The sequence below is a fragment of the Microbacterium sp. Marseille-Q6965 genome (genome assembly GCF_946151065.1).
Lineage (GTDB): Bacteria > Actinomycetota > Actinomycetes > Actinomycetales > Microbacteriaceae > Microbacterium.
Genome location: NZ_CAMGZA010000001.1, coordinates 1,074,433 through 1,099,822, shown reverse-complemented (window position 1 = coordinate 1,099,822; position 25,390 = coordinate 1,074,433). Strand labels below are relative to the sequence as shown.

Genomic DNA, 25,390 nt, shown 5'->3' with positions numbered 1-25,390 from the left:
CCGCTCGTCAGCCCGGCAGGGACTCCAGGAACGCCCGCGGATCCGGCACGTCGGCCGGCGCCTGGATCGCGATCGCGTCGGCGCCGGCGTCGGCCAGCTCGCCGATCCGGTCGGCGATGCGCTGATCCAGACCACCGCCACGCGGGTCGATCTCGGTGAACACGCGCACGCTCGCCCGACCCGGGCGGCCCGCCGCGGCCCAGCCCTCGTCGATCACGGCACGCGCGGCACGCACCGCAGCCGCGTCGTTGAAGGCGTCGAGCAGCACGCTGTCGCCGATCTCGCCCGCGAGGCGAAGCGTCCTCGGCCGGGCCGCGCCGACGGTGATCTCGGGAGCGGTGGCGGGCGGCCAACCGAGCGCGACGTCCGAGAGGGACACATAGCGGCCGGAGACATCGAGCGTCTCGCCGCCCAGCAGCGCGCGCACGGCCGTCACGTATTCGCGCAGCAGCGTGAGCGGTGAGGCCACGCGCGCGCCCACCTGACCCATCCACTCGAGCACGCCGTGCCCGAAGCCCGCCACGACGCGCCCCGGCGCGAGCCGCTCGAGCGTGGCCACCTCCATCGCCGCCAGCGCGGGGTTGCGCAGGGGCACGGGCAACAGGCCGATGCCCACGCGCAGTCGCTCCGTGGAGACGAGCGCCGCGGTCGCCGTCGTCAACCCGCCCTCGAGGAAGCAGTCCTCCCATACCCACAGCTCGGCGGTGCCCGCCTCGTCGGCCGCGCGCGCGATGGCGCGCAGCTGCTCGGGCGGGGACTGGGGTCGGAACACGATGCCCACGGTGGGCGGCGCTGCCTCTGTCATATCCGTCATCGTGCCAGCATCCGCCGACATCGAGCGGCGCCGGCCCGTGCCGCGCCCCGGCGCGATCGGTACGATCCCCCCATGGTCTACAACGCCGAGCTCGCCGACCGAGTGCGCGCCATCATCGAGGCCGCGGGCGACGTGGACGAGAAGCGGATGATGGGCTCGCTCGCCTTTATGGTGAACGGGCGGATGGCGGTCGGCGTCTCGGGGGACGAGGTGTTCTTCCCCGTCGGCGGCGGCGAGGCGCTCGAGGTCGCACTGCAGCAGGGCGCGCACCGGCTCAATCTGCGCGGCGGGCGCGAGGTGCCCTTCGCCGCCCTGACCGACCCCGACGACGACACGCTCGCCGACTGGATCGCCGAGGCGGTCGAGCGCGCCATGAGGGACTGACGGCGCGGGCCGCGTGAGCGTCAGCGGCCGCCCGCACGTGGCGCGAGGCGCGCGATGAGCGCGTCGGTGACCCAGCCGAGGAGCAGGGCGACGGCGATCGAGACGAGGACGGCGGTCACGGTGCCGCCGGGCAGCAGCGTCGCGATGGTCGCGCCGACGAGCGCCTGGTAGGCGGCCCACAGCGTGGCCGAGATCGCCGCGACGGGCAGGTAGCGCGTGGCCCGGATGCCCGTGGCGCCGGCGGTGACGTTGACGACCAGCCGTGCGAACGGGATGAACCTCACCGTGAAGACCGCAACGGCCACATGGCTTCGCAACCGCGTCTTCGCCCACTCGTGGACGCGCTGGAAACGAGGGTGGTCAGCGAAGAACCGCCAGCGCTCCGGGTGCAGCAGCCGGCCGAGGAGGTAGCAGCAGGCGTCACCGCAGAAGGCGGCGGTCGCCGCGACCGCGATCACCGCCCACAGCGGGGGCACCCCGCTGCCGGCCGCGATCGACCCGAGCACGGTCACCGCGATCTCGCCGGGGATCACGACGAGGAACGAGTCGGCGAAGACCAGCCCGAACAGCGCCGCCAGCGCCCAGGGATCGGCGCCGATCGCGGCCAGCCAGTCATCGGTCACGCGCCCACTCTGTCGGCGTCAGGTGAACGGCAGGGATACGACGGGTTCCGCATGCCGCCGCCGGGTCTCGCTCAGCACCGGCGCCGAGGGTGAGGCGGCCGGCGTGCGCCGTATCCCGTCCTTTCCACGCCCGCGAGCGGGCGCACAGCCGTATCCCGGCCGCCCCGACGCGCATAGGGTGGATGACGTGGCGAGGAGCATCTACATCACCTCGGCGGAGGGGCACGCGGGCAAGTCGACGATCGCGCTCGGGACGCTGGACGCGCTCAGCCGCGTCGCGCCGAAGGTCGGCGTCTTCCGCACCATCGCCCGCTCCACGCGCGAGCGCGACTACGTGCTCGAGATGCTGCTCGACCACGACGGGGTGGATCTCGAATACGACGAGTGCGTGGGAGTCACGTACGAGGACGTGCGCAGCGACCCGGACCGCGCGCTCGCCACGATCGTGGAGCGTTTCCGCGCGGTGGAGGACAAGTGCGACGCGGTGGTCGTGCTGGGCAGCGACTACACCGACGTGGGAACGCCGGCGGAGCTGGGCTACAACGCGCGCATCGCCGCCAACCTCGGCACCCCGGTGCTGCTGGTGCTCAGCGGCCGCGACGCGCACGGCACGCCCGAGAGCCTGGGCTTCACCGAGGCGCGCGCGCCCGAGCGGATCGGCGACGACGCCGCGGTGGCTCTCGGGGAGCTGGCCAACGGCAAGGCCGAGCTGGCCGCGACGATCGTGAACCGGGCCGACGGCGAGCGCGCGGCTCAGATCGTGGCCGCCGTGCGGCGGCACACGCCCGGCGCCCCCGTGTGGGCCATCCCGGAGGACCGCCTGCTCGTCGCACCGACGATGGGCGACGTGCTGCGCGCCGTCGACGGCGAACTCGTGAAGGGTGACGAGGCGCTGCTGGCCCGCGAGGCGCTGGGCGTGGTCGTCGCGGCGATGTCGATGACGAACATGCTGCCGCGGCTCACCGAGGGCGCCGTCGTGATCATCCCTGCCGACCGCACCGACGCGCTGCTGGCGGCGCTCACCGCCAACAACTCCGCGAACTTCCCGTCGCTCGCGGGGATCGTGCTGAACGGCCCGTTCGAGATCCCCGACGCCATGCAGCACCTCGTCGAGGGATTGGGCTCGTCGATCCCGATCATCCGCTGCCAGGGCGACACCTACTCGACGGCGGTGCGGATCATGCACACGCGCGGCAGGCTGGCCGCCTCGTCGGCGCAGCGCTACAACCGCGCGCTGTCGCTGTTCGAGCGCAATGTCGACACCGCCGAGCTGACGCACGTGCTGGGCGTGGCGCGCACCGACGTGGTCACCCCGCTGATGTTCGAGTACGACCTCCTCGAGCGCGCGCGCCGGGACATCAAGCACATCGTGCTGCCCGAGGGCGACGACGACCGCATCCTGCGCGCTGCGGCCGTGCTGCTGGAGCGCGGGGTGGCGAAGCTGACGATCCTCGGCGAGCCCTTCGAGGTGCGGGCGCGGGCGATCGAGCTCGGCCTCGACATCTCCGCGGCCGAGGTGTTGAGCCCCTTCGACCCCGTCTATGTCGACAAGTTCGCGGCCGAGTACGCGCGTCTGCGGTCCCACAAGGGCATGACGTACGAGCGCGCGGCCGACACGGTCACGGACGTGTCGTACTTCGGCACCATGATGGTGCACATGGGCTACGCCGACGGCATGGTCTCGGGTGCCGCGCACACCACCGCCCACACCATCCGGCCGTCGTTCGAGATCATCAAGACGAAGCCGGGCGTCTCCGTCGTCTCGAGCGTCTTCCTCATGGCGCTCGCCGACCGCGTGCTCGTGTACGGCGACTGCGCCGTCATCCCCGATCCGACGAGCGAGCAGCTCGCCGACATCGCCGTCTCGTCGGCCGCGACGGCGCACCAGTTCGGCATCGAGCCGCGCGTGGCCATGCTGTCCTACTCGACCGGGGAGTCCGGATCGGGGGCCGACGTCGACAAGGTGCGCGAGGCCACGAGGCTGGCGCGGGAGCGGGCACCCGAGCTTCCGATCGAGGGGCCCATCCAGTACGACGCAGCCAGCGACGCGGCCGTCGCGAAGGCGAAGCTTCCGGAGTCGACGGTCGCGGGCCGCGCGACGGTGTTCATCTTCCCCGACCTCAACACGGGCAACAACACGTACAAGGCGGTGCAGCGCTCGGCCGGGGCGGTCGCGATCGGGCCCGTGCTGCAGGGCCTCAACAAGCCCGTCAACGACCTGTCGCGCGGCGCCCTCGTGGGCGACATCGTCAATACCGTCGCCCTCACCGCGGTCCAGGCGCAGGCGGCCGCCGAGGCCGCGGGCGACGGGAGCTGACGTGACGGTCGTCCTCGTCGTCAACAGCGGCTCGTCGTCGTTCAAGTACCAGCTGCTGGACGTGCGGCCGGACGGTGCGGGCCGTCGGCTCGCGGCGGGGCTGGTGGAGCGGATCGGCGAGGGGGCCGGGCGCGCGACGCACCGGGTCTTCTTCCCGGTCGAGCCGGGAGTGCCCTCCGTCGCCGCCCACGACATCGAGTCCGAGCGCGAGCTCGAGATCCCCGACCACACCGCGGGCTTCCGCGTGATGCTCGACGCCTTCGAGGAGCACGGCCCGTCCCTCACCGCGCACGCGCCCGTCGCCGTGGGGCACCGCGTGGTGCACGGCGGCGCGCGCTTCTTCGAGGCGACGATCGTGACCGACCTCGTCGAGATCAACATCGACGACCTCTCGGTGCTCGCCCCGCTGCACAACCCCGGGGCGCTGCAGGGCATCCGCGCCGCGCGCCGCGCCTTCCGCGACATCCCGCACGTCGCGGTCTTCGACACCGCGTTCCATCAGACGCTGCCGCCCGCGGCGTACACCTACGCGATCGACCGCGAACTGGCAGCGCGCCACCGCATCCGCCGCTACGGGTTCCACGGCACCAGCCACCAGTACGTCAGCGCCAAGGTCGCCGAACACCTCGGCCGCGACATCGGCGAGCTGCGGCAGATCGTGTTCCACCTCGGCAACGGAGCCTCGGTGACGGCGATCGACGGCGGCCGATCGGTGGAGACGTCGATGGGCTTCACCCCGCTCGAGGGCCTCGTGATGGGCACGCGATCGGGAGACCTCGATCCCGCCGTGCTGCTGCAGCTGCAGCGGCGCGCGGGCATGGACGTCGACGCCCTCGACGACCTTCTCAACAAGCGCAGCGGCGTGCGCGGCCTCGCGGGCGTCTCGGACATGCGGGATCTGGCGCAGCGCCGAGCGGCGGGCGACGAGGACGCGCGGCTCGCGTTCGACGTGTACGTGCACCGGTTGCGCGCCTATGCGGGCTCGTACCTCGCCCAGCTGGGGGGCGCCGACGCCATCTCGTTCACCGCCGGGGTCGGCGAGAACAACGCCGAGGTGCGCGAGGCCGCGCTCGCGACGCTCGGCTTCGCCGGGGTGCGGGTGGATCCCGCGCGCAACCGCGCCGTGCGCCGCGGGCAGGTGTCACGCATCTCGTCCGACGATTCCGCCGTGACCGTGCTCGTGGTGCCCACGGACGAGGAGCTCGAGATCGCGCGACAGACGCTCGCCGTGTGCGGTCCGGATTCAGCCGACCCGACTACGCTGTCGGCGTGAGCGCGATGCCCGACCTGACGGCGTACGACGCCGTGCTCTTCGACCTCGACGGAGTGATCACCCCGACCGCCGAGGTGCACATGCACGCCTGGCGGGCGATGTTCGAGGAGCTGTTCGCCCAGTGGGGCGTCGAACCGCCCTATACCGACGCCGACTACTTCGACCACCTCGACGGCAAGAAGCGGTACGACGGCGTCGCGTCCGTGCTGCGCAGTCGCGACGTCGAGCTGCCGTGGGGCGATCCCTCCGACCCCGCGGAGGCCGACACGGTGTGCGGCGTGGGCAACCGCAAGAACGCCGTCTTCGCCCGCGTGCTGGCCGAGGAGGGCATCCGTCCCTATCCCGGCTCCGTCGCGTTGCTCGACCTGCTCGCCGCCGCGGGCACGCCCGTCGCGATCGTCTCGAGCTCCAAGAACGCGCGCGACGTGCTCGAGGCCGCCGGCGTGATCGATCGCTTCCCCGTGATCATGGACGGCATGATCGCCGAGCGAGAGCACCTGCCGTCGAAGCCGGCGCCCGACGTCTTCCTCGAGGGGGCGCGGATGCTCGGCGTCGAGCCGGCGCGCGCCGCCGCGGTCGAGGACGCCATCTCGGGCGTCGAGTCGGCCACCGCCGGCGGATTCGGGCTCGTCGTCGGCGTGGACCGCGGGGCCGGCGCCGACGCGCTTCGCGCCGCCGGAGCCCACCTGGTCGTCGCCGACCTCGCCGAGCTGGCGACGCCGTCGCGCTGAAACCGCGTCCCTTCAGACCTCCCGCACCTCGACACCCTATTCGGAGCAGGATCACACACATGATCGACCGCGACCGCTTCCCCGTCGACCCCTGGCGCCTCGTGGAGACCCGTTTCTCCGGCGAGGACACGGGCCTGACCGAGACCGTCTTCGCGGTCGGGAACGGCTACATCGGCCTGCGCGGCAACCACCCCGAGGGTCGCCACGGTGCCGAGCACGGCACCTTCATCAACGGCTTCCACGAGACGTGGCCGATCCGTCACGCCGAGCAGGCGTACGGCTTCGCGGAGGTCGGGCAGACCATCGTCAACGTGCCCGACGCCAAGGTGATGCGGGTGTACGTGGACGACGAGCCGCTGGCCCTCGACATCGCCGACGTGCGCGAGTACGAGCGTTCCCTCGACTTCCGCGACGGCGCCTGCCGCCGACACATCACGTGGGTCACGCCCTCCGGCAAACAGGTCGTGATCGACAGTGAGCGGATCGTGTCGTTCGACGAGCGGCATCTCGTCGCGCAGCGCCTCACCGTGACGGTTCTCAACGCGGACGCGCCCGTGACGATCAGCTGCCAGCTCATCAACCGGCAGGACGGGGAGGACGTCTACGGCGGCACCGCTCCCGTCGCGACGACGGGGGGCAGGGGCTTCGACCCGCGCAAGGCCGAGCAGATCAACGACCGCGTGCTGCTGCCGCAGGAGTACTGGCAGGACGGCGAGCGCTCGGCGCTGTCCTACCGCGTCGCCAACTCGGGCATGACGCTGGGGCTCGTGGCCGACCACACCATCGAGACCGAGAACGCCTACACGCGCCGCGGCCAGGTCGAGCCGGACATCGCCAAGACGGTGTACCGCGTCGACGCCAAGGCGGGCGTGCCGATCACCGTGACGAAGCTCGCCGCATATCACACCTCGCGGGGCGTGCCCCCGCGCGAGCTCATCGACCGCTGCCGGCGCACCCTGGACCGGGTGGGGCACCAGGGCTACGCCGAGGTGCAGCGCAAGCAGCGCGCGTTCATGGACGCGTTCTGGGAGCGCTCGGACGTGCGCGTGGCCGGCCACGACCACCTGCAGCAGGCCATCCGGTGGTGCCTGTTCCAGGTGGCGCAGGCCGCGGCCCGCGCCGACGGGTGGGGCGTGCCGGCCAAGGGGCTCACGGGGTCCGGATACAGCGGCCACTACTTCTGGGACACCGAGATCTACGTGCTCCCCTTCCTCACGTACACGACGCCGCTGTGGGCGCGCAACGCGCTGCGGATGCGCACGATGATGCTGCCGGCCGCGCGGAAGCGCGCGGCGCAGCTGAACGAGGCGGGAGCGCTGTTCCCCTGGCGCACGATCAACGGCGAGGAGGCGTCGGCCTACTATGCCGCCGGCACCGCGCAGTACCACATCAACGCCGACGTCAGTTACGCGTTCGCCAAGTACGTGCGCGCGACGGAGGACCTGGAGTTCATGGCCAGGGAGGGCGTGGACGTGCTGGTCGAGACCGCGCGCCTGTGGGCGACCCTCGGATTCTGGCGCGTCTCCGAGGGCGACGAGACCTTCCACATCCACGGCGTCACGGGACCGGACGAGTACACCACCGTCGTCAACGACAACCTCTACACGAACGTCATGGCGCGGTTCAATCTGCGCGCCGCCGCCCGGGTGGTGCGCGATCTGGCCGCCATGGCGCCCGACGCGTACCGCGGCCTCGTGGATCGGGTGAACCTGGATCCGGGGGAGCCGGAGGCCTGGGAGCGCGCCGCCGACGCGATGGTGATCCCCTTCAACGAGGCGTTCGGCATCCACCCGCAGGACTCGCTGTTCCTGCAGCGTGAGGTGTGGGACCTCGAGCACACGCCCGCGTCGCAGCGGCCGCTGCTGCTGCACTTCCACCCGCTGGTGATCTACCGCTTCCAGGTGCTGAAGCAGGCCGATGTGGTGCTGGCGCTGTTCCTGCAGGGCAACCACTTCTCGCCCGAGCAGAAGCTCGCGGACTTCGAGTACTACGACCCGCTGACGACCGGCGACTCGACGCTGTCCGCGGTCGTGCAGTCGATCCTCGCCGCCGAGGTCGGGTACCGAGATCTCGCCTACGAGTACTTTGAGCACGCGCTCTTCGTCGATCTCGCCGACCTGCACCACAACGCCTCGGACGGCGTGCACGTGGCGTCGGCAGGCGGTGTCTGGACGGCGCTCGTGAGCGGGTTCGGCGGCATGCGCGACCACTACGGCGAGCTGAGTTTCGACCCCCGGCTGCCCGCGGATTGGCCGGAGCTGTCGTTCCCCCTGACCTGGAAGGGATCGCGGTTGCGGGTGGCGGTGCGTCAGGACAGTCTGCGCGCCGAGGTGGAGACCGGCGAGCCCGTCACCTTCAGCGTGCGGGGCAGTCGGTACACGGTCGCGGTGGGCGAGAGCGTCGATGTGCCGCTCGACGACCAGGGGCCCGTGCGGCCCGGCCGGCCCACGCTCAAGAAGTTCTCGGAGCTGCGTCGCGAGGACGGCACGACGCTCGACCCGGTGCTGCCGGCGGGCCACGACGAGACCGTCCCCGTGGTGACCAGCGCGATCCCGATCATCCACGATCCGTCCAACGGCCAGCCGGCCTGACCACGCGCCGACGCAGGCGCCCCTCCCGCCGCCGAGCAGCGCGCCGCGCGTGCTCGGCGGCGGTGCCGGACGCCGTCGACATCCCTCGCGGTGGGGCCGGGCCGATGTCGGCGGCACACCGTAGGCTGGACGGGTGACCACCGCCCTGTACCGCCGCTATCGGCCCGAGACCTTCGCGGAGATGATCGGGCAGTCGCAGGTCACCGAGCCGCTCATGACGGCGCTGCGCGGCGACCGCGTCGGCCACGCCTACCTGTTCTCCGGGCCGCGCGGCTGCGGCAAGACGACCTCGGCGCGCATCCTGGCGCGGTGCCTGAACTGCGCCGAGGGACCCACCGACACCCCCTGCGGCACGTGCGAGAGCTGCGTCGAGCTGTCGCGAGCGGGCGGCGGCTCGCTCGACGTGATCGAGATCGACGCCGCCAGCCACAACGGCGTCGACGACGCGCGCGACCTGCGCGAGCGCGCCATCTTTGCGCCGTCGCGCGACCGCTTCAAGATCTTCATCCTCGATGAGGCCCACATGGTCACGCCGCAGGGCTTCAACGCCCTGCTGAAGCTCGTGGAGGAGCCGCCGGAGCACGTGAAGTTCATCTTCGCGACGACCGAGCCCGACAAGGTGATCGGCACGATCCGCTCGCGCACGCACCACTACCCGTTCCGCCTCGTGCCGCCCGGCCCCATGCTGGAGTACGTCGAGAAGCTGTGCGCCCAGGAGGGCGTGCAGGTGGAGCCGGGAGTGCTGCCGCTCGTCGTCCGTGCCGGCGGCGGCTCGCCGCGCGACACCCTGTCGATCCTCGACCAGCTGATCGCCGGCTCGGAGGAGGGCCGCGTCGGGTACGAGCGCGCGGTGGCGCTGCTCGGCTACACGCACGGCGAGCTGCTGGACGGCGTCATCGACGCCTTCGCGGCCGGCGACGCCGCCGGTGCCTTCGCCGCCGTGGACCGCGTGGTGCAGACGGGACAGGACCCGCGCCGTTTCGTCGACGACCTGCTGGAGCGGTTGCGCGACCTCATCGTGATCGCCGCCACCGGCCCTGCCGCGTCGGCCGTGCTGCGCGGCGTACCCGCCGACGAGCTCGAGCGCATGGCGAAGCAGGCCGAGGTCTTCGGAGCCGATCGGCTCTCGCGGACGGCCGACATCGTGAGCGCCGCCCTCGACGACATGACGGGCGCCACATCGCCGCGCCTGCATCTGGAGCTGCTCGTCGCTCGCGTGTTGACCGCCGCCCGCGGGGGAGCGGCGCATCAGACCGCGCCCGCCGCCGCGCCCGCGACGCGAGAGGCGGCGCCCGGCGGCGGCGCGGGCGGGAGCGCTGCCGACGCCGCATCGCCCGCCGCGGCCGCAGCGGGCCCGGCGACGCCGACCGCCTCGCCCGCCGCACCGCCCGTGACGCCGCCGGCCGTCGCGCCGCCCGCCGTGCCCGCCGTCGCGGCTCCGGTGGCGGAGCGGCCCGCCGTCGCGCCCCCGGTCGCCATGCCCCGCCCCCAGCCCGAGCGGGAGGCGCGCCCGGCAGGGCCGGACCGCCCCGCCGGGCCCGCCGCCGATCCCGCGCTGGACGAGGTCCCGGGCGCCGGCTGGGCGACCGTCGCGCCGGGCTCCGCCGCGCCTTCGGCGCCCGCCTCGCCCGCCCCGAAGGCGTCCGCGCCCGTCCTCGCCGGGTCCGCCCCGTCGGAGCCCGACCCGGAGCCCGCCGACCCGTCGCCGGGGCCGCGGGCCCGGCCCCCCGCCGCGCCGGCGCCCGCGACGCCGGAGCCGACCCCGCCCGCCGTCGACCCGGCGGCCCCCGCGACGGACTCACCCGAGCCCGCTCCGCTCACGCTCGACATGATCCGCGGGGCCTGGCCGCGCATCCTGGAGCGCCTGCGCGAGGTCGCGCCCGAAAGCGCCCGACTCGTCGCCGTCTCGAGGGTCGCCGAGGTGCAGCCGGGCGACGTGCTCATGATGTCGTTCCCGAGCCCGGCCGCCATGAACGGCTTCCGCGGTGCGGCGAGCGACGACCTGCGCTCCGCGATCCTCGGCATCCTGGGTGTGCGGGTGAAGTACCGCGCCCGCGTGGACGCCCCGCCGTCCGACGACGTGCCGCCGCCGCCGGACGACGACCCCGATCCGGGCCCGGAGCACGAGCCGGGCCACCCCGGACCGCCGCGGCAGTCGGCCTACTCGGCTCCGACGGTCGCGGAATGGGCGGTCGCTCCGATCCCCGGATCGGTCGCCCCCATGGCCCCGCCGTCGCTGGCGGTCGACGACGATCCGGAAGAGGCCGCGGCGTCGGCGGTCACCCGTGTCGCGACGCTCGAACGGGAAGGCGTCACGCTGCCGGACGAGGACGGTCCGAGCGAGGCCGCGCCCGCCCCCCTGCCCGAGCGCCCCACGGTGCAGCGGCGCCAGGTGCTCGTGCCCGACGGCGTCGAGCGTCGCGGCGAGGCCGTGGTGCGCCAGATCCTGGGTGCCCGTTTCCTGCACGAAGAGCCCTACGAGCCGCCGACGCGGTTCGCCTGACCCGGACGGACCCCCTGCATGTACGACGGCATCGTCCAGGAGCTGATCGACGAACTCGGCCGGCTTCCCGGCATCGGCCCGAAGTCGGCCCAGCGCATCGCATTCCACATCCTGCAGACCCCCACGTTCGACGTGTCGCGCCTGTCGGAGCTGCTGCGCGAGGTGCGCGAGCGGGTGCGGTTCTGCGAGATCTGCGGCAACGTCTCCGAGCAGGAGCGCTGCGCCATCTGTCGCGACCCGCGCCGCAACCCGCAGCTCATCTGCGTGGTCGAGGACGCCAAGGACGTCTCGGCCATCGAGCGCACCCGCGAGTTCCGCGGCCTGTACCACGTGCTCGGGGGCGCCATCAGCCCCATCGCGGGCATCGGCCCCGACGACCTGCGCATTCCGCAGCTGATGCAGCGGCTCGCCGACGGCACGGTGCAGGAGGTCATCATCGCGACCAACCCCAACCTCGAGGGCGAGGCGACCGCCGCCTACCTCAGCCGCCTGCTCACGTCGATGCAGATCACCGTGTCGCGCCTGGCGTCCGGGCTGCCGGTGGGCGGCGACCTCGAGTACGCCGATGAGGTGACGCTGGGCCGCGCCTTCGAGGGGCGTCGCCGCCTCTGACGTCGCGCACCAGCTTGGCGGCGATCCGTGGTGCGATGACCGAAACCCGCCGTCGCGTGTCGGCGGTCCGTGACACGATCGGGGACGTGTCATCCTCCGGTCCCATCACCGCAAAGGGCTGGGCGCTGTACGCGGTGCTCTCCCTGCTGTGGGGCATCCCGTACCTGTTCATCGCCGAGGCGGTCCAGTCGCTGTCGCCGCCTGCGGTCGTCGCGATCCGCACGCTCGGCGCCGCCGTGCTGCTGCTGCCGTTCGCGCTGCGCCAGAAGGCCTTGCGCCCCGCGCTGAAGAAGTGGCCGTGGGTGCTCGCCTTCGCGGCCGTGGAGATGGGCGGCCCCTTCGTGCTGCTGGCACACGCGGAGCGCACCCTTGCGTCCGGCCTGACGGGCCTGCTCGTGGCGACCGTGCCGCTGTTCGCGACGATCATCGCCGTCGCACGCGGCGACCGCGGCGCGCTCGCCCCGTCGCGCGCCGTGGGCCTCGCGCTCGGGTTCGGCGGCGTCGCGATCGTCGCGATCGGCAGTGGCGGGCTGAACGGCGACATCAGCCCGGTCGCGATCGGCGAGGTCCTCCTGGTCGCGGTGCTCTACGCGATCGCGCCGTTCATCGTGGCGCGGCACCTGGGTGATGTGCCGGCGCTCGGCGTGAGCACGCTCGCCCTCGGGGTCGTCGGCGTCGCGTACACGCCCGTGGCGCTGGCCACGCCCGCCGCCCCGCCGACAACCCGCAGCCTGGTCGCGGTGGCGCTGCTGACGGTGCTGTGCACGGCGCTCGCCTTCATCGCCTTCTTCGCGCTGGTCGCCGAGGTGGGCCCCGTGCGCGCGCCGCTCATGACCTACGTGCACCCCGTCGTCGCCGTCGCGCTCGGGGTGATCGTGCGCGGAGAACCGGTCACGCCGGGGCTGGTCATCGGGTTCCCCGTCGTGCTCGTGGGGTGCCTGCTCGCGGCCGGTGTGTTCGCGCGAACGGCCCGGCCGACCGAGACGCTGCCCGTGCACCCCTAGGATGGACGATCAGGCGCACCCGTCCGCGCCGGATCACCGGGAGTTACACGTGGCCCTGATCGTGCAGAAGTTCGGCGGCTCGTCCGTCGCCGACGCCGAGAGCATCAAGCGCGTCGCCAAGCGCATCGTCGACACGCGCCGCGCCGGTCACGACGTCGTCGTCGCCGTGAGCGCGATGGGCGACACGACCGACGAGCTGCTGGACCTGGCCAACCAGGTGGCGCCGGTGCCGGCGCCCCGCGAGCTCGACATGCTGCTGTCCAGCGGCGAACGCATCTCGATGGCGCTCCTGGCGATGGCGATCCACTCCATGGGCTACGAGGCGCGCTCGTTCACGGGCAGCCAGGCCGGCATGATCACGACCGCAGATCACGGCGCGGCCCGGATCGTCGACGTGACGCCCGTGCGCCTGCGCGCCGCGCTCGACGACGGAGCGATCGTCATCGTCGCCGGCTTCCAGGGCTTCAACCGCGACACGAGGGACATCACGACGCTCGGCCGCGGCGGATCCGACACCACGGCCGTCGCCCTCGCCGCCGCGCTCGGCGCGGACGTCTGCGAGATCTACAGCGACGTGGACGGCATCTTCACCGCCGACCCGCGCGTGGTCCCGTTGGCGCGCAAGCTCGACCGCGTCTCGGCGGAGGAGATGCTGGAGCTTGCGGCGAACGGTGCCAAGGTGCTCTACATCCGCGCCGTCGAGTACGCGCGCCGCCACGGCGTGCTCATCCACGCCCGGTCCACCTTCACCTCGAACGACGGCACGTACGTGCTGGGCGAGGGGATGACCGATCCTCGCCTCACCGAAGGAGCAGACATGTCCGACGCCATCGGAATGGAAGAGCCCGTCGTCACGGGCATCGCCACCGACCGCAGCCAGGCGAAGGTCGCCGTCGTGGGCGTTCCCGACGTGCCGGGCTCCGCGGCCGCGATCTTCACGCTCGTGGCCAAGACCGGCGCCAACATCGACATGATCGTGCAGAACGCGCAGTCGGCGCAGGCCGGGCGCACCGACATCTCGTTCACGCTGCCCAAGCAGCAGGCGGTGGACGTCGTCAAGGCCCTCGCCGCCGAGCGCGAGGCGATCGGCTACGAGAGCATCGTGCACGACGATCAGGTCGGCAAGCTCTCGGTCGTCGGCGCCGGCATGCGGGCGCACTCGGGGGTGTCGGTGACGCTGTTCGAGGCGCTCAGCAAGCACGGGATCAACATCGACATGATCTCGACGAGCGAGATCCGTATCTCGGTGGTCGTCGGCGAGAACGACCTGGATGAGGCCGCACGCGCCGTGCACGCCGCGTACGGGCTCGACGGCGACATCGAGGCCACGGTCTACGCCGGCACCGGTCGCTGATCCCTCCCGCCCCGCCTCCCGCGGGGCTGGGCGGGCGGTGCAGGCGGTAGAATCGATCAACTCACCCGCCGTTTCACCGCTAGGGACCGCCATGACCCGCATCTCCGACTCTGGACTCTCCGTCGCCGTTGTCGGCGCCACCGGACAGGTGGGCGGCGTCATGCGTGAGATCCTGACCGAGCGCGCGTTCCCGATCCGCGAGCTGCGCTTCTTCGCGTCGCCGCGTTCGGCGGGCACCCCGCTGGAGTGGGGCGGCCACACCATCACGGTCGAGGACATCCACACCGACGACCTCGCCGGCATCGACATCGCGCTGTTCTCCGCCGGGGGAGCGGCCTCGAAGGAGCACGCGCCCCGGTTCGCGGCGGCGGGCGCCATCGTCATCGACAACTCGAGCGCGTGGCGCATGGACCCGGAGGTGCCGCTCGTCGTCGCCGAGGTGAACCCGCACGCCGCCGCCGACGCGCCGAAGGGCATCATCGCCAACCCGAACTGCACGACGATGGCCGCCATGCCCGTGCTGAAGCCCCTCGACGCCGAGGCGGGCCTGGAGCGGCTCATCGTGTCGACCTACCAGGCCGTGTCGGGGTCCGGGCTCGCCGGCGCCCAGGAGCTGCTGGGCCAGGTGGAGGGCGTGCTCGCGCAGGGCGACACGCTGCGCCTCGTCCGCGACGGGTCGGCCCTCGATTTCCCCGCGCCGCAGAAGTACGTCGCGCCCATCGCGTTCGACGTGCTTCCCCTGGCCGGCAACGTCGTCGACGACGGGCTGAACGAGACCGACGAGGAGAAGAAGCTCCGCAACGAGAGCCGCAAGATCCTCGAGCTTCCCGACCTGCGCGTGGCGGGAACGTGCGTGCGCGTGCCCGTGTTCACGGGTCACTCGCTGAGCATCAACGCCGAGTTCGCCCGCGAGATCACCCCCGAGCGGGCGCGCGAGATCCTCGCCGACGCCCCGGGCGTCGCGCTCGAGGAGGTTCCCACGCCGCTGCAGGCCGCGGGCAAGGACCCGAGCTTCGTCGGGCGCATCCGCGCCGACCAGTCGGCTCCCGAGGGCCGAGGACTGGTGCTGTTCGTGTCCAACGACAATCTGCGCAAGGGCGCCGCGCTCAACGCGGTGCAGATCGCGGAGCTCGTCGCGGCACGGCTCGGCGTCGCGGCGGCCTGACCCCGCCCGATCCCCCTTTCCTCGCGAAGAAAGCGACTTCTTTCGCCCCCGGTGTGGTCGGGGCGCTCTTGGGGCCGCCGTAGGATTGTCGGGTGAGTGAAACTGTCGATGTCGTGCTCATCGGCGGCGGCGTCATGTCCGCCACTCTGGGCACTCTCCTGAAGGAACTGCAGCCGGACTGGAAGATCGTGGCGTTCGAGCGCCTCGGCGAGGTCGCTCAGGAGAGCTCCAACCCCTGGAACAACGCCGGCACGGGGCACGCCGCCCTGTGCGAGCTGAACTACATGCCCAACGCGGACGATCCCGCGAAGGCGATCGGCATCAATGAGCAGTTCCAGCTCAGCCGGCAGCTGTGGGCCTCGCTCGTGGAGCGCGGCATCCTCGACGCGCCGTCGACCTTCATCAACGCCACGCCGCACATGACGTTCGTGCAGGGCGAGAAGGACGTCGCATACCTGAAGCGGCGCTACGAGACGCTCAAGGACCAGCCGCTTTTCGCCGGCATCGAGTACAGCGAGGACTCGCGCGTCATCCACAAGTGGGCGCCGCTGCTGATGGAGAAGCGCCGCAAGGGCGTGCCGTTCGCCGCCACGCGCGTGCCGTCGGGAACCGACGTGGACTTCGGTGCGGTCACCCGGCAGCTGTTCGACCACCTCGTGGAGCGCGGGCTGGACCTGCGTCTCGACAGCGAGGTGAGGAAGCTCCGTCGGCAGAAGGACGGCACGTGGGAGGTGCGCTACCGGCACCGCGTCGGCCACACCCCGGGCTCCGTCAAGGCGCGCTTCGTGTTCGTCGGCGCCGGCGGCTGGGCTATCAAGGTGCTGCAGTCCGCGCGCATCCCCGAGATCAAGGGGTACGGGGTCTTCCCCATCGGCGGGCAGTTCCTCAAGACGACCAATCCCGAGCTCGTCGCCAAGCATCGCGCGAAGGTGTACTCGCAGGCCGCCGTCGGCGCCCCGCCCATGTCGGTGCCGCACCTCGACGCGCGCATGGTGGACGGCGAGGGCTCGCTGCTGTTCGGCCCGTTCGCCACGTTCAGCCCGAAGTTCCTCAAGACCGGCAGTGTGCTCGACATCGTGCAGCAGGTGCGCCTGGGCAACATCGGCTCCATGCTCAAGGTCGCCGTCACCAACCTGGACCTCGTGAAGTACCTCGTCACGGAGCTGCTGAAGACCCGCTCGCGCAAGATCGACAGCCTGCGCGAGTTCGTTCCGGACGCCGACGGTGACGACTGGGAGCTGATTCAGGCCGGGCAGCGCGCCCAGGTCATGAAGGGCGGCAAGCTGCAGTTCGGCACCGAGGTCGTCGCCTCCGCCGACGGCTCGATCGCCGGACTGCTCGGCGCCTCGCCGGGTGCGTCGACGGCCGCGCCGATCATGCTCGACGTGCTGCAGCGCTGCTTCCCCGACAGCTTCGAGGCGTGGAAGCCGCGCCTGCAGGAGCTCATCCCCACCTTCGGCACCGCCCTCAACGGCGACGCCCAGGCCGCGACGGCGTCGATGTCGGCGACGGCGGAGAAGCTCGGTCTTCCCGCCTGAGCCCGTTCGACGACGGCCGCCGCCCCGGAGGGACGGCGGCCGTCGTCGTCTCACGCCGCGCGCCGTGCGGCCTGCGCGCGCGGATCGGGAACGGGGGCGGCGGCGAGCAGGCGCCGCGTGTACTCCTGCTCAGGGGCCGAGAGCACGGCGCGCCTCTCACCGCGCTCCACGACACGGCCGCGGTGCATCACCGCGATCTCGTCGGCCAGCGCGTCGACCACCGCCAGGTCGTGACTGATGAAGAGGCAGGCGAACGACAGCTCTCGCTGGAGTTCGCGCAGCAGTTCGAGCACGGTCGCCTGCACCGAGACGTCCAGTGCGCTCGTCGGCTCGTCGGCGATCAGCAGACGGGGATCCAGGGCGATGGCGCGCGCGATCGACACGCGCTGCCGCTGACCGCCCGACAGCTCATGGGGGAAGCGCCCCCGCCAGTCGCCCGGCAGGCGTACGGCGTCGAGCAGCTCCCGCACCCGCCCATCGAGCGCGGGACCGCGCAGACCGCCGTGCACGCGCAGCGGCTCGGCGATCGTGTCGCCGACGCTCCAGCGCGGGTTCAGTGCGCCGCCAGGATTCTGGAACACGAAACCCACGCGGCGGCGCACCACTCGGAGCTCGCGGCGAGAAGCGGTGGTCGTGTCGACGCCGTCGACGACGATGCGTCCCGCGGCGGGTGTGACGAGCCCCACCGCGGCGCGGCCGATCGTCGACTTGCCCGATCCCGATTCGCCGACCAGCGCCAGCATCCGCCCCGCCGAGACGTCCAGGTCCACGCCGTCGACCGCGCGGATGACGTGCCCGCGTCGGCGGTAGACGATGTCGAGACCGCGGATCTCCAGCACGGTCTCGGTCGCGGGCGGCTCCGGCCGCGCCTGGGCGGTGAGGCGCGGCACCGCCGCGAGGAGCTGGCGCGTGTACGCCGCCTCCGGACGGTCGAAGAGGTCGTTCACCGCCTGATCCTCTTGCACCGCGCCGTCGCGCATGACGACCACGCGGTCGGCGATGTCGGCGACGACGCCCATGTCGTGCGTGATGAACAGCACGCCCATGCCCGTGCGATCGCGCAGCGACCGCAGGACGCCCAGGATGTCGCGCTGCACCGTGACGTCGAGCGCGGTGGTCGGCTCGTCGGCGATCAGCAGCTTGGGGTCGCAGGCCAGGGCCATCGCGATGACGACCCGCTGAGCCTGGCCGCCGGAGAGCTGGTGGGGGTACGCGCCCACGCGACGCTCGGGCTCGGGCAGGTCGACGAGTCGCAGCAGCTCGATGGCGCGTTCGCGGCGCTCGGCCTCCGACATCGCGGGGCGGTGCCGGCGCAGCACCTCGCGGATCTGGTAGCCCACGGTGAAGACGGGGTCGAGGGCCCCGAAGGGGTCCTGGAACACCATCGCGGCCTTCTCGCCGCGCACCGCGACGAGGTCGCGCTCATCGGCTCCGCGCACCTCGCGGCCGTCGAGCAGGATGGACCCGGTCGCGACGGCGTTCGGCGGCAGCAGGCCGAGCACGCTCATCGCGGTGACGGACTTGCCGGAGCCCGATTCGCCCACCACCGCGACGATCTCGCCCGGGTGCACCGCCAGGGAGACGCCCTTCACCGCCGGGATCACCCGCCGATCAGACGTGTGGAAGTCGACGTGCAGGTCCTCGATCTGCAGCACGGGGCTCATGTGTCCTCCTCGTCGTCGACCGTGTCGCGATAGGCGCGCCAGTCGTCGAGCATCTTGCGGTGGTACTTCTCCAGCCAGCGCATGTAGCGGTCGGCATTGCGCAGCCGGGTACGGGGCCCCGGACGCCGACCCGCGTCCAGCGCGAGGCCGTCGCGCAGGATCTGCATCGTGCGATGCAGATAGGAGCGCTCCCCGGCGAGGAACGACCCCCAGACGTCGTCGTCGGCGCGGAAGTAGTGTCGGCGATCGCCCGTGACCGTGTGCTTCTGCAGGAAGCCGGCGCCCGTCAGCGACCGCGTGGCCGTCGACACCGCTCCCGAGCTGGCGTTGAGCAGCCGCGCGATGTCGGCCGCCGAGAGGTACGGTGCGTCGCAGATCAGCAGCAATCCGAGCACGCGCCCCTCGACGCGCGACGCCGCGGTCTGCTCCCAGACCGTCGCGAAGCTCTCGACCCACTCGCGTGCGTCCGGGTCCAGCTCCGGGGCCTGGCGGCCGGCGTCGTTGCTCATGGTGTCATTCTGCCGGGACGGCGAGGAACGGCACGTGGGGCCGGCTGACGTCGAAGCGCTCGAACGGCCACGCCGTCATCGCCCCCATGCGGACGCGCTCGATGGAGCCGTCGGCATCCCGGGTGACGACGACCGGCTCGCCGGCCTCCGCGAAGCTCGGCTCCTCGGCGATGACCAGGCGACCATCGCGCGGGACGAGGCGTGTGGCACCCGAGAACGCGTCGGGTGCGCGCAGGCTCAGCGCATGCAGCGAGCCGCCGAGATCCACCACCTCGTAGGCTCCCCACGCTCCGGCGAACCGCCCCGTGAACCGCAGCTCGTCCGGCGTCGCCTCGCCGGCGTCGGCGGCACGGGTGGCGAGCGTGATGAGCTGCAGGATGCCGGTCGCGAGGGGCCCCGCGGGGCCGTCGAGGTCGTTCGTGAGCACCGAGACGACGAGGCCGTCCACGGGGTCGATCCAGGTGCGCGTGATGTGACCCGGATAGCCGCCGGAGTGACCGACGACCTCGCGATCGGCGATCGTGGCGAGATCGAGGCCGAGGCCGTACCGTGCCTCGGGCTGATCGCGCACGGTGAAGCGTGACTCCTCGCGCTGCATCAGCCGCTTCGATGCGTCGCTCAGCAGCGTCTCGTCGCCGAGCACGTGGGCGGACCCGTACCGCACGAGGTCGCGGGCGGTGGCGTACCAGCCCGTCGCCGACGCGAGGGCCCGCGTGTCGACGTGGGGAATGACGGCGCGCGGCTGCCCGGCGACGAGGCGGGCCGTGTGCCCGGCGGCGTAGTCGCCGGCGCGGGCGGGGTCGTACTCGCTGCCGGTGTCGGCGAGCCCCAGCGGCTCGACGATGAGGCGGCGGGTGGTCGCGTCGTAGCTCTCGCCCGTGACGGCCTCGATGATCAGGCCGAGCAGCCCGTACCCGATGTTCGAGTACTTGAAGTGCGTGTTCGGGGCGAAGACGCGCCCCTCCTCGCGGAGGACGCGCAGCAGGCCGGCGCGGTCGGGGAAGGGGAAGGCATGCTGCCAAAAGTCGCCGTCGGAGGAATCACGGATCGTCCCGGCCTGGTGACCGAGCAGCTCCCGCACGGTCGCGGCCCCGATCGGGACGTCGGCGAGCTCCGTGACGTGCGCGGAGGCGCGGTCGTCGAGGCGCAGCTCGCCCTGTTCGACGAGCTGCATGATCGCCACGGCCGTGAAGGTCTTCGAGTGCGACGCGATGCGGAAGAGGTGGTCGATGCGGAGCTCCTCGCCCGTCTCACTGTCGGCGAGGCCCCACGCGTGTTCGAAGAGCAGCTCGCCCCGGTAGCCGACCGCGAGCTGCACGCCGGTCGCGCCCCGGCTCAGCGCCTGCCCCTCGACCCATTGGACGATCGGGTCACGCAGCGTCGCGAGCAGGTCACGGCGAGAGGTCGGGGCGGAGGTCATGAGCGTCCCTTCGGGTCGAGCGCGTCGCGCAGGATGTCGCCCAGGGTGATGAGCGACACCACGGTGATGGTGAGGAAAAGCGCGGGGAAGAACAGCATGTGCGGCGCCGTCTGGAAGAAGTTCTGCGCGCTCGCCAGCTGCAGTCCCCACGAGATCGAGGGTTGCACGAGACCGACGCCGAGGTAGGTCAGCGTGGACTCCGCCACGATCACCGATCCCACCATGGTCGTCGCGATGGCGAGCACGGGGCCCAGCGCGTTGGGAAGCACGTGCGTGAGCACGATGCGACCGTGCGTCAGGCCCATGGCGGTGGCCGCCTGCACGAACTCGCTGTCGCGGACCGCCCGGACCGAGCCGCGGACGATCCGCGCCATGGTGGGCCACGAGAAGGCGGCCAGCACGAGCGACAGCACGAGCGGCGAACGATCGGGCACGCTGTTGAGCACGACGATGGCCGCAAGCAGGAACGGAAAGCCGAGGAACACATCCGTCAGTCGTGCGATGAGCGCGTCGGCCCAGCCGCCGAAGTAGCCGGCGATCGTGCCCAGCACGAGGGCGATCGAGAGACATGCCACGGTCGTCATCAGCCCGATGAACAGCGATGTGCCCGTGCCGAACAGCACGCCGGCCAGCACGTCACAGCCCTGTACGTCGGTGCCGAACGGGTGCCCCGCGCCGGGGGCCTGGCGCCCCGCGGCGAGATCGCACGCGCGCGGGTCGGGGTTGCCGAACAGCGCCGCGAGCGGACCGGGGGCGAGGGAGACGAGCGCGAGCAGTCCGAGCATGACGACCGACGACCAGAACAGGGGCCGCCGCCGCAGCGTCGCCCACACGCCCCGGCGCGTGGCGCGCTCGACGGGGAGCTCCATGCCCTGGGCGGCAACGAACTGAGTCATGGGAGGCGCCTCACTCTCGACGGATGCGCGGGTCGAGGAGCGAGGCGATCAGGTCGACGACCACGCTCGTGACGAGGAAGATCAGGATCAGCATCGTCGAGATGCCGACGATGGTCGGCCCCTCGTGCGTGCGGATGGCGTTGAAGAGGAGCTGTCCGATCCCCGGCAGGTTGAAGATCCCCTCGATGACGACCGTGCCGCCGAGGAGGTACCCGAGGTCGATCGCGAGGAACGTCAGCACCGGCCCCGCGGCGTTGCGCATGACGTGCACGCCGACGATGTCGCGGCGGCGCATGCCCTTCGCCACGAGGGTGCGCACGAAGTCGCTGCGCATCGTGTCGATCACGTTGCCCCGCATCAAGCGCGACACGCTCGCGAGACCGAACAGGGCGATGATCAGCGACGGCAGCAGGTAGGCCAGGGGCCAGCCCGCCCCGGTGCCCGCAATGGGAAGCACGCCCCACCACAGACCGAAGATGAGCTGCAGCGAGACGCCCAGGACGAAGACCGGGATGCTCGTGGCGAGAATCGTGCCGGCGAGCACGGCACGGTCGAACAGTCGGCCCTGCCGCAGACCGGCGAACAGACCCAGCGCGACGCCGATGACCACCTCGATCGCCCAGGCGGTGAGCGCGAGGGTGATGGTCACGGGCCACCGCGCGCCCATTCGCTCCGCCACCGCCCGGCCGTCGAACGTGGTGCCGAGGTCGCCGGTCAGCACCCCGCCGATGTAGTGCAGGTACTGCACGATCAGGGGTTCGTCGAGCATGTACTGCTCGCGGAGCTGGGCGACGACGTTGTCGGGAAGCGGGCGGTTGGAGCCGCCGAGCGACGCGATCGGATCGCCGGGCAACGCGAACACGCACGCGTAGATGATGAAGGTGACGCCGAAGAACACGAGGACGAGCTCGGCGCCGCGACGGAGGAGGTACCGGGTCACGCGACGGACTCCCGGCGGCGCGCGACGGCGCTGTGCGCGGCAGCGAGCATCGTTCCCAGCTGCACGCCGACGAGCCTCTCGATCGGGATGACGCGCAGATCGCGCTGTTCCGCGTGCGCGGCGGCGTACCACGCATCCAAATGCGGCTCCAGCTCGGCGAGCGCCGCCCTCACGGCGGGGCGGGCGGTGCCCGCGGCGATCTCGGCGCGGAGCGTGCGGGCCAGCATCGAGCCGAAGCGGAGCTGGAACATGCGCACGTGGTCCTCGTTGGAGAAGACCTCGGCCACGGTCGCCTCGCGCTGGCTGGCGGGAAGGCCCGCCCGGTGGCGCGGCTCATCGCCCGCGCCGGCCAGGAAGCGGGCGAACTGGACGGCGGCGCGGCGCAGCTGCGAGTCGATGACGAGATGAGGCTCGGCCGTCTCGACGGCGGCGAGGAGCACCGCTCCCACCTCGTCGAGCGCATCGGCCTTGCGCCGCAGCGCGTCGGCGTACGAGATGCCGGCGGGGGTGGTGTCGTCGGCGGCCGGGTGCGACCAGTACGGCAGCTCGGCGACGAAGGCGCTCGCTCCCAGATCCCGCGCGTGGTCGGCCGTGCCTGCGGCCGTCACGTGCGGAGCCGGGTCGATGCCCTCGGACAGGAGCACGTCGATCATGTCCCGCGCCGTGAGCGCGGGAAAGACGGCGTCGGCGAGCGGGTCGATCCCCGCGAACTCGGGCTCACCCAGATCGAGGGGAAGGCCGAGGTGCGCCGGAATCGCGTGCAAGGCGGGGAAGGCCTCGGCGAGGTCGGGGGAGGCGTAGTAATACACCCCACCGAGCTCGGCGTTGTGCAGGCCGACGACGAGGGCCGGCCGCGTCGCATCCATGAGCGACATGAGCGCGGCGGTCTCGGGGATGGGGCTGTCCCACACGATTCCGCGGTGGTCGAGCGGGAACGACCACTCCACCTGCTCGAGCGGTGCGGGGCGGTAGAAGTCGCGCCCGTACGAGACTCGATCGCCGGGCGCGGTGAACCACCCCTCGTTCAGGCGGGTGCCATCCGGGTCGATGCAGGGCACGACGTGCCAGCGGGCGTCGATCCGGGCTGCGGGGCCCCGCCCTTCGGCGAGGTCCCGCAGCAGCTCGAGCGCGGTGTGGAATCCGATCGGCTCGTTCGGATGCACCCCGCCGATCACGAGGATCGCCGGGCCCTCGCCGACGGCGTAGTCCACGATCTCCTCACCGAGTCGGCTCGTGCCGATGACGGTGCGGGTGATCCTGTCCGCGTGACCGGCCGCGAGGCGATCGGCCGTGCCGCGGATCTCGTCGACCCCCGGAAAGGCGTGCAGCGGCTCCAGGGCGTCGATGCGGGCCAGGATCTGCTCGAGCAGGGCGTCGGTCACTCGGAGATCACGACCTCGTGCAGGATCGGGCTGCCGGCGGCGGCGGGCAGCTCGGCCACGCGCTCGGAGGTGACGTACGGGTAGGCCTCGCTGAACAGCGGCGGCACCGGGAAGTTCTCCTGGATGATCTGCTGCACCTCGGCGTACGCACTGCCGTCGGTCGACGGGTCGGCATCGGCCGCCTGGAGCCCGGCGGCCACCTCGTCGGAGTACCATGCGACGCAGTTGTCGCAGCCGCCGGTCTCGAGGTAGAGCTCGCGCATGGTCGCCTGCTGGCTGGGGTACAGGGCGCCCCAGCGCGAGAAGAACGCGCCCGAGATGTCGCCGGCGGTGCGGCGCTCCGCGAACTCCGCCCAGTCGGCCGTGGGGGAGGCGACCGCGTCGATGCCGAGGTTCTGGCGCAGGTTGTTCGCGATGGCGTTGTACAGCTCGTCGAGCCCGCTGCCGCCGGGGTAGACGATCTCCAGCGCTCCCTCGAAACCGCCGGCCTCCTCGAGCAGCGCGGCGGCCGCCTCGGGGTCGTACTCGCAGAATTCGCCGCAGATGCCCTCGGGCGTGCCGGCCTCGACGATCGGCGTCCACGCCGTCGCCGGCGTGTAGATGCCCGCGTAGAGCTGCTCGTTGATGGTCTCGCGGTCGATCGCCATCGACAGCGCCTGACGCACCCGCACGTCGGCGAACCGGTCCTCCCACAGCGACAGGCCGAGGAAGGAAATGCCGGGAGCGTCGAAGGCCAGGAAGCGGTCGCCGAAGTCGGCTTCGGCCTGGGCCAGGCGGCTCGCCGGAACGAAGACGATGTCGAGGTTGCCGGCCTGCACGTCGGTGTACGCCGTGGTGGTGTCGACGTACGGCACGAAGTCGATCGCGTCGACCGTGGGCTCCTCACCGGCGAAGTCGTCGTAGGCGGTGACGGTCACGGTCTCGCCCTCGACGTAGTCGGCGGACATCTCGAACGCTCCGTTGCCGATCGGGTGAGCGTTGTACGCGTCCATGTCGTCGAAGGCGCTCTGCGGCATCGGGAAGGTCGCGGTCTGGCCCTGGCTCAGCTGCACGGGGAACTGCGAGTCGGGCACCTTGAGCGTGACCTCGAAGGTCAGCTCGTCGATCACCCGCAGGCCCGACATCGTCTCGGCGGTCGGCTCGGGCGCGTTCACCTCGTCGAAGCCCTGGATGCCGACGAGCTGACCGGAGTTCTCGGCCGCGTTGGGCCCGTAGGCCACCCAGTTCCAGGAGTCGACGTAGTCCTGAGCGGTGACCGGCGTGCCGTCGTGGAACGTCCACCCGTCGCGCAGGGTGATGGTCCACGTCTGCTGGTCGTCGCTCTCGACGGATTCGGCCTGCACGTAGTCCAGGCTGCCGTCGTCGTGGATGAACGTGAGCGGGGACCACACCACACCCGCGAACTCGAACGCGATCGTCTGGCGGCCCGGGATGAGGATGCCCGGATCGGTGACGGCGATGCTCACGCTGGCGTCACCGGCCGAGGCCGCGCCGCCGGAGGACGCGTCGCCTCCGCCGGAGCATCCGGCCAGGACGGTGATGCCGAGGGCGGCGAGTGCGGTGCCGGACAGGACGCGGCGGCGCAGGCGGGACATGGTCATGTGATCTCCTTGGGACGGGGGAGGAGCGTTGCTCGACATAACCGCATGGCGACCGGAACAGACAAGACC

At 72.0% G+C, this 25,390-nt stretch carries 20 protein-coding genes; 11 read left to right on the top strand and 9 right to left on the bottom strand.

The window, feature by feature from the left end; translation table 11 throughout:
- Positions 1-7 precede the first annotated feature (7 nt).
- Complete coding sequence (locus N8N77_RS05290; protein ID WP_261165202.1) at positions 8-814, bottom strand: LLM class flavin-dependent oxidoreductase; 807 nt, start codon at positions 812-814, stop codon at positions 8-10.
- 72 nt (positions 815-886) lie between these two features.
- On the opposite strand from N8N77_RS05290, the gene N8N77_RS05285 reads away from it, so the two are divergent.
- Positions 887-1,198, top strand: a complete 312-nt coding sequence (locus tag N8N77_RS05285; RefSeq protein WP_261165200.1) for a TfoX/Sxy family protein — start codon at positions 887-889, stop codon at positions 1,196-1,198.
- Between the two features lie 20 nt (positions 1,199-1,218).
- Here N8N77_RS05285 and N8N77_RS05280 read toward each other — a convergent pair whose 3' ends face one another.
- Positions 1,219-1,821 carry a DedA family protein gene (locus N8N77_RS05280; protein ID WP_261165198.1) on the bottom strand — a complete coding sequence of 201 codons (603 nt, stop codon included), beginning with the start codon at positions 1,819-1,821 and terminating at the stop codon, positions 1,219-1,221.
- Between the two features lie 187 nt (positions 1,822-2,008).
- On the opposite strand from N8N77_RS05280, the gene pta reads away from it, so the two are divergent.
- From pta to mqo, 10 genes are all read left to right on the top strand, one after another.
- Positions 2,009-4,138 carry a phosphate acetyltransferase gene (gene pta / locus N8N77_RS05275; RefSeq protein ID WP_261165196.1) on the top strand — a complete coding sequence of 710 codons (2,130 nt, stop codon included), beginning with the start codon at positions 2,009-2,011 and terminating at the stop codon, positions 4,136-4,138.
- 1 nt (position 4,139) lies between these two features.
- Complete coding sequence (locus N8N77_RS05270; protein WP_261165195.1) at positions 4,140-5,411, top strand: acetate/propionate family kinase; 1,272 nt, start codon at positions 4,140-4,142, stop codon at positions 5,409-5,411.
- Positions 5,412-5,416: 5 nt separating this feature from the next.
- Entirely contained in the window at positions 5,417-6,142 is a 726-nt protein-coding gene (locus N8N77_RS05265) for an HAD family phosphatase (RefSeq protein WP_261165620.1), read from the top strand.
- Between the two features lie 59 nt (positions 6,143-6,201).
- Positions 6,202-8,733, top strand: a complete 2,532-nt coding sequence (locus tag N8N77_RS05260) for a glycoside hydrolase family 65 protein (RefSeq protein WP_261165193.1) — start codon at positions 6,202-6,204, stop codon at positions 8,731-8,733.
- A gap of 133 nt (positions 8,734-8,866) precedes the next feature.
- Positions 8,867-11,236 (top strand): DNA polymerase III subunit gamma and tau, encoded by a 2,370-nt coding sequence (locus tag N8N77_RS05255; protein WP_261165192.1) that lies wholly within the window; start codon positions 8,867-8,869, stop codon positions 11,234-11,236.
- A gap of 18 nt (positions 11,237-11,254) precedes the next feature.
- Positions 11,255-11,848: a recombination mediator RecR gene (recR, locus tag N8N77_RS05250; RefSeq protein WP_261165190.1), complete on the top strand. Its 594-nt coding sequence runs from the start codon at positions 11,255-11,257 to the stop codon at positions 11,846-11,848.
- Between the two features lie 86 nt (positions 11,849-11,934).
- Positions 11,935-12,852, top strand: coding sequence for a DMT family transporter (locus tag N8N77_RS05245; RefSeq protein ID WP_261165188.1), 918 nt, complete (start codon positions 11,935-11,937; stop codon positions 12,850-12,852).
- A gap of 49 nt (positions 12,853-12,901) precedes the next feature.
- Positions 12,902-14,206: an aspartate kinase gene (locus N8N77_RS05240; RefSeq protein WP_261165187.1), complete on the top strand. Its 1,305-nt coding sequence runs from the start codon at positions 12,902-12,904 to the stop codon at positions 14,204-14,206.
- 91 nt (positions 14,207-14,297) lie between these two features.
- A complete protein-coding gene (locus N8N77_RS05235) occupies positions 14,298-15,371 on the top strand; it encodes an aspartate-semialdehyde dehydrogenase (RefSeq protein WP_261165185.1) in 1,074 nt (357 codons plus the stop codon).
- A 92-nt stretch (positions 15,372-15,463) separates the two neighbouring features.
- Positions 15,464-16,909 carry a malate dehydrogenase (quinone) gene (gene mqo / locus N8N77_RS05230; protein WP_261165182.1) on the top strand — a complete coding sequence of 482 codons (1,446 nt, stop codon included), beginning with the start codon at positions 15,464-15,466 and terminating at the stop codon, positions 16,907-16,909.
- A 50-nt stretch (positions 16,910-16,959) separates the two neighbouring features.
- On the opposite strand, the gene N8N77_RS05225 is transcribed toward mqo, so the two are convergent.
- From N8N77_RS05225 to N8N77_RS05195, 7 genes are read right to left on the bottom strand one after another with little or no spacing between them, the layout of a single operon-like run.
- The gene (locus tag N8N77_RS05225; protein ID WP_261165181.1) at positions 16,960-18,573 is read right to left on the bottom strand and encodes an ABC transporter ATP-binding protein; all 1,614 of its coding nucleotides are present in this window, start codon (positions 18,571-18,573) and stop codon (positions 16,960-16,962) included.
- Positions 18,570-19,082, bottom strand: coding sequence for a GbsR/MarR family transcriptional regulator (locus N8N77_RS05220; RefSeq protein ID WP_261165180.1), 513 nt, complete (start codon positions 19,080-19,082; stop codon positions 18,570-18,572). The genes N8N77_RS05225 and N8N77_RS05220 overlap by 4 nt, the downstream gene beginning before the upstream one ends.
- A gap of 4 nt (positions 19,083-19,086) precedes the next feature.
- The gene (locus tag N8N77_RS05215; protein WP_261165178.1) at positions 19,087-20,502 is read right to left on the bottom strand and encodes a serine hydrolase; all 1,416 of its coding nucleotides are present in this window, start codon (positions 20,500-20,502) and stop codon (positions 19,087-19,089) included.
- On the bottom strand, positions 20,499-21,398 hold the full coding sequence (locus N8N77_RS05210) for an ABC transporter permease (RefSeq protein WP_261165177.1): 900 nt from the start codon (positions 21,396-21,398) through the stop codon (positions 20,499-20,501). The genes N8N77_RS05215 and N8N77_RS05210 overlap by 4 nt, the downstream gene beginning before the upstream one ends.
- A 10-nt stretch (positions 21,399-21,408) precedes the next feature.
- The gene (locus tag N8N77_RS05205) at positions 21,409-22,338 is read right to left on the bottom strand and encodes an ABC transporter permease (RefSeq protein WP_261165175.1); all 930 of its coding nucleotides are present in this window, start codon (positions 22,336-22,338) and stop codon (positions 21,409-21,411) included.
- Positions 22,335-23,720 (bottom strand): M14 family zinc carboxypeptidase, encoded by a 1,386-nt coding sequence (locus tag N8N77_RS05200; RefSeq protein ID WP_261165173.1) that lies wholly within the window; start codon positions 23,718-23,720, stop codon positions 22,335-22,337. The genes N8N77_RS05205 and N8N77_RS05200 overlap by 4 nt, the downstream gene beginning before the upstream one ends.
- Complete coding sequence (locus tag N8N77_RS05195) at positions 23,717-25,321, bottom strand: ABC transporter substrate-binding protein (RefSeq protein WP_261165171.1); 1,605 nt, start codon at positions 25,319-25,321, stop codon at positions 23,717-23,719. Before N8N77_RS05195 ends, N8N77_RS05200 begins: the two co-directional genes overlap by 4 nt.
- Positions 25,322-25,390: the final 69 nt, after the last annotated feature.